This is a genomic window from Simkaniaceae bacterium, from assembly GCA_021734805.1.
GTDB lineage: Bacteria > Chlamydiota > Chlamydiia > Chlamydiales > JACRBE01 > Amphritriteisimkania.
Window position 1 is genome coordinate 1 of sequence record JAIPIG010000014.1, and the last position, 11,035, is coordinate 11,035.

Below are 11,035 nucleotides of genomic sequence, written 5' to 3' on the forward strand. Positions count from 1 at the left end.
CGGCGCACCGATGGTCGATCGGGCCGAAGGCCCTTTACCGAACCGACGCGCTATTGACAATAGGCAGAGGTGAGGTAAATCGACCAAGCGGGGATGCCGGCGACAAAAAAAACAACTCTTGAATGACGAGCGGTATATACGGGGATTTTTTAAATGCCGTTAGATTGCTCTTTTAACAGGCGCAGAATTTCATAGACTTTATGTTCTAAATCATTGCCTCTTTTAAAGACCCGCGTTTTTAACGAAAAGCGTTTGGGGTTTGATCGGGTGGTTTCTTGCTTTAATAGACGGGCAATTTGTATTGTTTTTTTAGACATTTCTTGTTCGGATCTCGAAAGGGTCTTTGTCGATTTGGAGGCTAAGTTGCCCCGACTTTTTTTCTTTAGAGAAGTAGCATGTTGGCGTTGCGTCTTCTTTTGAGGAGAAGAGCTTGTTTTAATGCGTTTTTTTTTATTTCTTGTAGACATCATTCATTTACAATTAAATATCTTATTTAATTTAACAATGTTTATTTAATTATATTAAGTCAATAAATTCCAACTCTTGAATCACTCCCGGTATACTTTGTTGCATCATTCGATAAACTATCAAGTTATTGACAATAAGGACATTAACAACCACAGAGAGCACAGAGAAAAATCAAGAAAATGCGCATTCCGGTGCTCTGTGCTCTCTGTGGTAAAAACTAATAATGAGCATGTTAGGTAAAAAATGAATTATGCAACAATGCCATATACCGAAATGAGTTGTAAAATCGAGTTAGTAATCAAATGGTGTAGAAAAGGATACTATACTAATCAAAAGCCTTATTCCTAAAATTAATAAAAATAGGCCGAAAACTTTTCTTTTCCCAAAGAAAGAGGAAAGGTTCCTGAAATCAAATAGTTGAATACCCGCGCATAATAAAACTGCACAAACTAATGTTCTGGCAGAAACCCCAATTGCAATTACAAAAGGATTTGTCATAATTTTTTCTAAAGAACCCGGATCCAAATTAACTTCTTTGTTGTTATTCGCAGACAAATTTCTAATAATGTTTTTCTTTCTAAGAAGAAAAACAAGTAGCAGCGCATCTATAGAGGGTCGGAATATAAGCAATTTCTGAAAAATCGGGCAAGCCTTATTTTTTGCTGTGTTGAAGCTCTGATATTTACAAGTAGATAGCAAATCATTTATAATGATTCCTTTGAATTTTTTAATGAAAGGACCCGGAATGAAAAAGGGGATTGCTAGACTGATTGGTTGGTCTGTCCGTTTATTGCTTTCTTTACGCTATCGCATTAAGATTAAGAATACTAAAGAACTTAAAAAACTTAAGGGGTCTAAACGGGGCTGCCTTATCTTGCCTAACCATCCGGCTGAAATTGATCCGATTATTGTTCTTGCCCACTTGTGGAAGAACTTCAAACCGCATCCTCTTGTTGTTGAAAAGTTCTATTACTATCCCGGAGCCCGCTTTTTCATGGACTTAATGGGAGCCATTCCCATTCCGGATTTCGAAACATCCGTTAATACTTGGAAAGTGAAGAAAGGGGATGAGGCTTTTGAAAATATTTTGACCCGTTTGAAAAATGGGGAAAATCTTCTGATTTATCCTTCCGGATTTTTAAAGAGAACGGCGCATGAAAAAATCGGAGGGAGTTCATTGATTAATCGCTTGCTCACTGAGTATCGCGATTTCGATATTGTATTGCTTCGCGTTGAGGGGCTCTGGGGAAGTATGTTCTCGCGCGCTCTATCCGGAAGCATTCCTCCTTTCTGGGGACTTGTTTGGAAAGGGATTAAAATCTTATTCAAAAACTTCCTTTTTTTAACGCCTCGACGTGATGTGACGCTTGAATTTGCCGTCAATCCAATCGATTTTCCTCAGACGGAAGATAAGTTGACTTTGAATCAGTATCTTGAGAATTTTTATAACCAATATCGTGATGATGAGGGGCGCATTGTTAAAGAAGAGCCTTTGCGCTTAGTCTCCTATCGGTTTTATAAGGATAAAGTTCCTCAGGTTGAATTCGATCCGAAGAAACAGAGCCTTTTCCCTGAAGATATCAAAATTTCTCAAAAAACTAAGGATAAGATTAATCCGTATCTTCAAAAAGTGATTGATAAGCCCGATCTCGAGATAAAAGATGAGATGCAATTATCGGCAGATTTAGGAATGGATTCTCTTGATATTGCGAATGTCTATGCTTTTCTAACTAAGGAATTTGACTTGCATCTCAAGGTGCAGCCGGGTGAGCTTCGACTCGTGCGTGATTTATATGTTCTTGCTACAAAATGCAAAGAAAAAGAGACAAATCCTTTTAAAATCGAAGAGAAAAAGATTGCAAAATGGACTGAGGAAGGAATACGCCCCATTCAGGCGCTGATTGATGAGCGCAATATTCCCATTTCCTTTTTGAAAACATGCGATCGGATGAAAGATCTCGTTGCTTGTGCCGATGCGATCACAGGGGAGTTAACTTATCAGCGCTTTAAGCTTTTAGCCCTCATTCTCTCTAAAAAAATTGCTAAAATGGAGGGTAAGTATATTGGAATTATGCTTCCTTCTTCATGCGGTGTGTATATTTTAGTCATGGCAATCATGTTAGCAAAAAAGGTTCCTGTCATGTTGAATTGGACGGCAGGACTGCGCTCTCTTGAACATTCGATTGATCTTTTAAATATTAAAAATGTGATTAGCTCGAGAAAATTCTTAGATAAGCTCGATCAAGTGGAATTAGGCCGCCTTGATGATCATTTGAAGTTGATGGAAGATATCCGCTTAAGCATCTCGTTAAAAGACAAAATTGCGGGGGCTATGCTTTCCAAGAAAAAGGCAAAAGCGCTGATACGCCATCTCGATCTCGAGTCAATCAATCGAGAAGATCATGCAGTGATCTTATTTACAAGTGGGACCGAAGCCTATCCAAAAGCAGTTCCACTATCTCATCGCAATATTTTAAGCAATCAGGCGGCTGCTTTGACGTGCATCAACCTTCAGAGTACGGACATTATGTATTGTGTTTTGCCCCCTTTTCATTCATTTGGGTTTTGTCTCATTGGGTTATTGCCATTGCTTTGTGGAATGAAGGTCTTTTATGCACCGGATCCGACAGATGCTAATCAAATGGCATTCGATATCGAATACTATGGATTAACAATATTGGCTTCGGCTCCGAGCTTTTTGATGAATTTGCTGCGCGTTGTAAAAGATCATGAGCTTCGCTCAGTTCGTCTATTTGTCTCGGGAGCTGAAAAATCACCTGCCGAATTAGGCTCTTCCCTTGTTCAATTGGGCTCACCTGATGCGACTTTTATTGAGGGGTATGGAATCACGGAGTGTTCACCTGTTGTCACAATCCAAAGACCGGGAACGGGGGCAAAAGGTGTAGGACAGCCGCTTCCGGGTATTACACTACGGATTATCAATCCCGAAACGGAAGAGGTCATTGATGATGACAAGCCGGGGGAAGTGTGTATTCGCGGACCTTCTGTTTTTGAAGGATATATTGGACCGGGCAAGGATAAGACTTTCATCGAAATTGAAGGGGAAAAGTATTATCGCAGTGCAGACATTGGATATATTGACGGGATGGGGGCTTTGGTTTTATCGGGACGCCTCAAGCGGTTTGTAAAAATTGGGGGGGAGATGGTTTCCCTTGCTTCTGTTGAGCATGAATTGATCTGTCAATCACTGGAAAGACATTTTAATATTAATCCCAATGAAGCCTGTTTTGTCTTATCGGCTATTGAAAAAGAAGGCGTAAAACCTAAATTAGGTTTATTAACAACATGTGAGCTCGATCGAGATTCAGTCAATGAAATGTTGAAAGATTCCGGTTTTGGGCGCATTGTGAAGATTACAAAGGTTGACGTGGTTGATAAGATCCCAACGACAGGGACGGGAAAGATTGACTATCGCGCGATCAATGCGAGGTTCCAGCAGGAACTTGCTGATATGGAAGCACTTTAAAAGGTAAAAATTGATGCAACCGGATGAAAAATCTATTTATTTAAAGTTGTATAATACTGAGTCTAGACAAAAAGAAAAGATTGTCGCTCATGAACCTTTAAAAATGTATACATGTGGTCCAACTGTCTACGACTATGCCCATATTGGCAATTTTAGAACCTATGTGTTTGAAGATCTCTTGCGCAAGACTCTCAAGTTTTTTGGTTTTGGTGTCAAGCAGGTGATGAATATCACAGATGTCGATGACAAGACGATTAAAGGAGCTGTTGAGGCGCATCAGCCTCTCAGTGAGTATACAAAAAAGTATATCGATGCTTTTTTTGAGGATTTGGAAAGGCTCAATATCGAGAAGGCGGAAATCTATCCTAAGGCGACAGATCATATTCCTGAAATGATTGCAATGATCCAAAAATTGCTAGACAAAGGGATTGCCTATATCGGGAAAGATCAAAGTGTTTATTTTGATATTGCTCAATTTCCATGTTATGGCAAGCTCTCCCATTTTTCGTTAGAGGATCTCAAAGCCAATGCCTCTGAGCAAAATAGCAGTGATGAGTATGAAAAAGATCATCTTGCCGACTTTGTTCTTTGGAAAGCTTATCAAGAAAAAAGAGATGGGCCCATTTTTTGGGATAGCCCTTTTGGGAAAGGACGCCCGGGATGGCATATCGAATGCTCAGCGATGGCGATTAAACACCTGGGAGATACTCTCGATATTCATGTTGGAGGAGTGGATAATATCTTCCCTCATCATGAGAATGAAATTGCTCAATCGGAAGCCTGTACACAGCAATGTTTTGCAAAACATTGGCTCCATTGTGAGCATCTCCTTGTTAATGGAAAAAAAATGTCTAAAAGTTTAGGCAACTTTTTTACCTTGCGCGATCTCATGGCAAAAGGATTTTCCGGAAAAGAGGTTCGCTTTGCTCTATTACAAGCTCATTACCGCATTCAATTGAACTTTACCATAGATGGTTTGCAAGCAGCCAAAAATGCAGTGAGACGGCTGAATGATTTTATTGAGAGACTCAAGCGCATTAATGAAGGCCCTCATGATTTCGCTTATCGAGACTATTTAATGCAGGCCAAGTGCAACTTTAAAGAGGCTCTAGCCGATGATCTCAATATTTCCGAAGCACTCTCTGTTATTTTCAATTTAGTTCGCGACATCAATTCTCTGATCGATCGACAGCAAATTTCAGAGAAGGCTGCTTATGAGATCATCACGGTATTACAGCACTTTGATCAGGTGCTTGGTGTGATGCTATTTAACGAAGAGCAGGATATTCCCGAAGAACTTTTAGAAGCGCTCCGCTTAAGACAAGAAGCGCGTATTCAAAAAGACTTTAAAGCAGCAGATCACTACCGAGATCTAATCCATTCTCACGGATACATTATTGAAGACTCTCCCGAAGGCTCGCAGCTAAAGAAGAGATAGTTAGAGGGAGTTTTGCAATTCCCTCATTAGTTTTCTTCCGGTTTCATGAGGGGGAAGAAAACGACATCGCGAATCGAGTGAACTCCTGTAAAGAGCATCACAAGGCGATCAATTCCAATGCCTAGGCCACCTGCCGGAGGCATCCCTTGGCAGATTGCCTCGATAAATTCTTCATCCATAGGAGAGGCTTCATCATCACCATTTTCTCTTTTTTGTGCTTGATGCTCGAGGAGCTTGCGCTGGATAACGGGATCGTTGAGTTCACTATAAGCATTACAAAACTCAAAACCGAGAATGAAGGTTTCAAAGCGTTCGACAATTTGCTCATCTCTTAAATTCGGATTGCGATGGAGTTTGCAAAGGGGTGTTGTTTCAATAGGATGATCAATAATGTGATGGGGTTGAATGAGGTGTTTTTCAACGAGTTCTCCAAAAAGATCGGCAATAAGAAGACCTCTTGGTTTATCTTTAACGTCTTCTTCAGTGAGATCTGTTTGTTCAATAAGAATTTTTTGCATTTGCATTTCATTGAGAGCATCAACATCAATATTGGCATAACGCTGAATGGCCTCTTTCATTGTCAGGCGTCTCCAAGGCGTTTTGAGATCGATTTCATGTTCCTGACTGTCTTTTTCAATACGCGATACAATTTTAGTCGTACCGAATAACTTAAGGGCAATCATTTCAAAAAGTTTTTCAGTGAAGGTCATGACGTCTTCATAATCCCAATAAGCGCGATACGCTTCGAGCATGGTGAACTCGGGGTTATGCGTTCGGTCGATCCCTTCATTGCGAAAGACTTTACCAATTTCAAAAATACGCTCATATCCGCCAATCAAAAGTTTTTTCAATGAGATTTCAAGAGAAATGCGCAAAAACATTTCCTGATCGAGGGCATTGAGCTTTGTCGTGAAAGGCCTGGCTTCAGCACCGCCATAGATATTTTGTAAAACGGGTGTCTCAACTTCCATAAAATCGTGTTGATCCATATAGTCGCGGATCATTTTCACAATGGTGCTGCGCAATTTGAATGTTTCCATTACATCTTGATGGCAGATAAGATCGATCCAGCGTTTACGGTAGCGCACGCCCTTGTCGACGAGTCCGGAGTGTTTATCGGGAAGGGGGAGGAGTGATTTAGCGAGGAGCGTTAGTTTTTTAACATAGATGGTGAGCTCACCTTTATGCGTTTTAAAAACATGTCCTTCAATACCGATCAAGTCTCCTAAATCGAGTTTTTTTTCAATAAACTTAATGGGTGTGATCTCAGGAGAATCGAGCCCTTCGACCTTCGTGTGATCGCGATTGAACATGAGCTGAATACGGCCGCTTTCATCTTGGATTTGAGCAAAGGCATTTTTTCCCATCGCTCGAAACAAAATAATACGACCTGCTGCAAAAACGAGATCGGATTCACCTCTCTCCGCACCTTCACTTGTTGCTGTCTCACTTGTATATTCAGAAGTTAAATGCGCGCATGAGCTTTTCGATTCAAAGCGATGGGGGTAGGGATCGACCTTATAGCGCTTAATGTCTTCGAGTTTGCTAAGGCGGTTCTGATATTCTTCAAAATGATGGTATTCGGGACTTTTTTCTGACATGGACTTAATCGCTTGTTTTTAGTTCAATAGTTTATCGACTCAAATTGTTCTTGTCTAGTCTCGCATTTTTAAAAAATCTCCTCCTATTTATGGAGGGGGTTTTTTAACCAAAGTCATTCTACTTATATAAAAATCAACGACTTAAGTTAAAAAATATAATTAAAATTTTGTATATATCTTAAAATTTAGGCGTGTTTTTGATACAATATTTATGCACAAAGAGGTTGTTTTGAGCTTATTTCCTATAGATTATGTGACGGCATCTCGCTATATGCAAGATCTCAAAGACCAAGCCACTCGATTTGCTCCGGTTATTTCAGGGGTTGGCTTTGCCTGTCGAGATTATACGCAGTCAACTAAAATGCAAACAATGGGGCTGGACGGAGATCGGTTGTATGAGACGGCGATGATCGGATCTGAACGATTGAACAGTATCGGCAATCAATTTGAGGTCTTAACAGGCTCATCTCTGATCGGCTACGTCTCTGTCATTCCGATTGGAGTGGCTATCACTATCTATATCAAAAAAAAATATGAACAAATCGAAGAATTTAAGACAGGCCTGTCTGAAGACCAAATAGGATTGAAATACCTTTGCGATGCAATGGGCTATGTCGAAAAGTTAGCGCCCTTAGGAGAAGTCGTACTCGATTTTCTTCCTGCATTTTTGGATGGATTAGCTACGGCGGCATATGTTGCCATGGGGGTTTTCGGCCATGAAATTGTAGCCGGTGTGGGATTGTCTTTATTAGGAATGGCCGTTTTGAAGCGCAATGGCTATTTACCCGCCGTTATCGATAATTATCTGCAACAATTAATAACATTTGTGGGCGTATTTGCGCCATTTTTTGGGCCGATGTCTTCATTAAGTGCAGCGTATACAACATTTGAAGCTTTTTTTTATATCTATGAGCGTTTGCCCCCACTTATGTCGGATGAGGATCCTTTACCTAAACATGTAATATGTGAAGATAAAAAATTAACAAGCGAAAGATGGGACGCGTTTTTAAGGGGAGCTCATGACCTACAACTGAATCCAACATCGATCTATTCGAAAGATTTAACGGTTTTATCCGCTGAAGAGGAAGCTGAAATAGAAGAAAAATCGCTAACCGATTGTTTCGGGGAAGTTCGATCAAGACTTATAAGCGAAGGGCTTATATCGGATAAAATCACTTTTACAGATACTGATAGGGTGCGTTCAACAAAAGCCATCGATACGGAAGTGGATTTTGATCAATTTAAAGAAGAACATAGCCTAGAATTGAGTTATGAGCAGTATCTCGGATTTAAAAGAATTAAAGGGGCTTGCGATGGTTGGGCTGTTGATTCTGACTATGCGGGAGGGGATCGAACCTCTTTTGAAAAGCTTTTAAAAATGACTCTGCTTAGCATTGCTCACTCAGATGATTTTAAATCAAAGTTTTGTGAATTGAGTGAGATAGGTAATCAGTGCGCTGAAGGGTGGATTCGAGAAATTCAGTATTTTCTTGAACCTAAAACAGACAATGCCAGATGGCATATCCATTACCAGTTAGCGCTAGTAAGAAGCGCTCTGATACGAGAGAGCGTTAGAGAAATAGCGGATGAGGACGGCGTCTTTAAAGCAATTCTCGATACGTTTGAGGGGGGGAGTAATAATGTTCATTTTATTCATAATGTCGAGCTGGGAATGAGGCAGTTTGTCCGCTCTTATGCCGGAGAAATGATGTGGAATCAAATGAGTATCAGCCCCTTTTATAAATATTTTTTAACCCGTATAGATGATGTCACCCGCTTATATATTCATTGCGTGAAATATTTTGCTAATTTACCGGAACCGTCTCCTGAAGAATATAAAGAAATTAGAGGGGCATTTCAGGCTCAGGCCGTTGGATTATGTGTTCCCTCATCCGGGCTGCTAGTTCCTCAATTTTTACGGATAGAAAAAAAGGTCCACACTGCCTATACGCCGGATTTGGTCGTAGATCACGTGCATACAATGTCGATGAATAAGACGATTCCATGGGGACCTACCGCATCGCTTTTGGGTGAAATACAAGAAAAGATAGGGATCGAAGTTTTAGGTGAGGATGATGAGTATTCCTCAGAATGGGTCGCTTCGTTAGACATTGATGGGAAAAGAAGCTATCACCTTACTGAAAAAGGGAGTCAGTTGGTGTTATGGTATCTCAGTATTCTTGAACTGAAACCGGCATAGTATTTTTCCGGCATCATGAATTGTCAATAGACCTCTTTCGAAATTAAATTTTTAAGTATACTCGTTTCCTCAAATAAAAGATGGCGTTAAAGAAATGAAAGAAGCTAAAAAAATATATGACTCGCTTCATGAGATGGAAAAAGAGAAGCGACATGAACAACGTTCTCTAGATAAAATGATCGACAATTGAGGAAATATGAGTGATTTTTTCTTTATTCTTGTGAATCTTGCTTTGATTATCTATTTTGCTTGTCAATGGAAGAGAAAAGAAACAAAAAAAGGCTTTCATGGGTTTGCCACTGGTGTTTTTCTAATCATTTTCATTGTAAAGGTAGCTCGTTATAGTTCTCATTTTTTTCAATGAAAAATAGAATTTATTTAATATGTCTTCCGCTCTAGATTCAAAGAGGTCTAATGGCAAATTTGGATGATTTTTCGGCAAATTCCAACGGCCGCTCCGCCAACAGCGCCAACGAAGGTGCTATAAAAAATAAGTAGAAGTTTATTTTGAGTCACGGCACTTGCTCCGGGATCATTGATTGGAACAAGGGTTCCTCTTAGGCTGCGTGCTGAGGAATTTGGCATGCCAAGTTCCGGAACAAAGGCCCCAAGTCCAACACCAACAATAAAACCTGCTTGAGTTCCTCTTACGGCGCCCCTTCCGCCGGCGTCCCAGATTTCATTGTGCGAGGCTTGAATGCGCCGGCATGTTGTAGGTGGGGCTTCATTTGTGTCCGGTTCAGGGTGGACAGGCGTTCTTGATTGACAACAACAGAACATCATAAATTTCCTTTTTATTTCATTTTTGAATAAACAGTATAAACTTTTGTTAGTTAATTAACTATATTAAAATAATTTATTAGTTATAATACAATGCTGTTTCTTTAGCCCGCATTTCTCACAAAGTTGGGGAGGAGGGCTGCAGCCTGAAGGGATAGATTTTTGATAGTGCGAAGAGCCAATATCCTCAAGACATTGGTGATGAGCATGATCGGAAAGATAGCTGAACAGGTACGGATGAGGAGGGCTCAAATTTATGAGAAATGCGGGTTAGAAGTCTGCCTCTTGCAGTGAATCTGAACTTCGATCATAATAAATAAATGATCCCTTCCGATGACGGAACCAAATAGGTCTATGGATAGGGGAAAATTTTATACAATATATTTTATGGACATTATTAATTTTTTTAGTTTTTTCATTACTTTGCTGATTATCTGTAATCCGATGTCGGCATTACCCGTTTTTTTAATGGTGACTCAGAATCATACCATTGAGCAAAAGAAACAAACTGCCATTAAGGCAAGCATTGCCGTTGCGGTCATTTTAGTTGGAATGACTTTTGTAGGGAACTATATGTTGCAGGCACTCTCTATTAAAGTGTATGCCTTTCAAGTTATGGCAGGCCTTGTTTTAATTATGCTTGCTTTTACAATGCTCAACGCAGAAACATCCCGTCTTAAGAAGACAAGAGAAGAAGAAAAAGAGGCGATGCAAAAAGAGTCGGTTGCGATTGTCCCTCTTGCCATTCCGCTGATTGCCGGTCCCGGAGCGATTAGCACGATCATTATCCGTCTTGGCGATATCCCTAATTTGCAACATCAATTGATTGTATCGGGGATTTGCATTGTGATCGCATTTATCATCGGGATCATTTGGTATTATGCCGGTGCTTTAGAGCGAAAAGTAGGGCACACCGGGATCAATATTATCACGCGAATTGGCGGGTTGATCTTAGGCGCTATCTCTCTTCAAACTTTTGCTGAAGGACTGATCGGATTTTTCCCGGTATTAGCTAGCCGATAAAAACTTATTCGACTTTAAAAGGACTCCCGGAAGGGAGT

7 protein-coding genes are annotated in these 11,035 nt (G+C 40.3%); 4 read left to right on the forward strand and 3 right to left on the reverse strand.

The window, feature by feature from the left end; translation table 11 throughout:
• Positions 1–149: 149 nt before the first annotated feature.
• Entirely contained in the window at positions 150–467 is a 318-nt protein-coding gene (locus tag K9M07_03810; protein MCF7852352.1) for a hypothetical protein, read from the reverse strand.
• Between the two features lie 746 nt (positions 468–1,213).
• Between K9M07_03810 and K9M07_03815 the strand changes: the two genes are divergently transcribed.
• Together K9M07_03815 and cysS are read left to right on the forward strand one after the other, a co-directional pair.
• Positions 1,214–3,955 (forward strand): AMP-binding protein, encoded by a 2,742-nt coding sequence (locus K9M07_03815; protein MCF7852353.1) that lies wholly within the window; start codon positions 1,214–1,216, stop codon positions 3,953–3,955.
• Between the two features lie 13 nt (positions 3,956–3,968).
• Positions 3,969–5,393: a cysteine--tRNA ligase gene (gene cysS / locus K9M07_03820; protein ID MCF7852354.1), complete on the forward strand. Its 1,425-nt coding sequence runs from the start codon at positions 3,969–3,971 to the stop codon at positions 5,391–5,393.
• Between the two features lie 26 nt (positions 5,394–5,419).
• On the opposite strand, the gene lysS is transcribed toward cysS, so the two are convergent.
• The gene (lysS, locus tag K9M07_03825; protein MCF7852355.1) at positions 5,420–6,994 is read right to left on the reverse strand and encodes a lysine--tRNA ligase; all 1,575 of its coding nucleotides are present in this window, start codon (positions 6,992–6,994) and stop codon (positions 5,420–5,422) included.
• 229 nt (positions 6,995–7,223) lie between these two features.
• Between lysS and K9M07_03830 the strand changes: the two genes are divergently transcribed.
• The gene (locus tag K9M07_03830) at positions 7,224–9,194 is read left to right on the forward strand and encodes a hypothetical protein (GenBank protein MCF7852356.1); all 1,971 of its coding nucleotides are present in this window, start codon (positions 7,224–7,226) and stop codon (positions 9,192–9,194) included.
• 411 nt (positions 9,195–9,605) lie between these two features.
• On the opposite strand, the gene K9M07_03835 is transcribed toward K9M07_03830, so the two are convergent.
• Complete coding sequence (locus K9M07_03835; GenBank protein MCF7852357.1) at positions 9,606–9,977, reverse strand: hypothetical protein; 372 nt, start codon at positions 9,975–9,977, stop codon at positions 9,606–9,608.
• Positions 9,978–10,361: 384 nt separating this feature from the next.
• Here K9M07_03835 and K9M07_03840 point away from each other — a divergent pair, with 384 nt between their 5' ends.
• Positions 10,362–10,997 carry an NAAT family transporter gene (locus K9M07_03840; protein ID MCF7852358.1) on the forward strand — a complete coding sequence of 212 codons (636 nt, stop codon included), beginning with the start codon at positions 10,362–10,364 and terminating at the stop codon, positions 10,995–10,997.
• Positions 10,998–11,035: the final 38 nt, after the last annotated feature.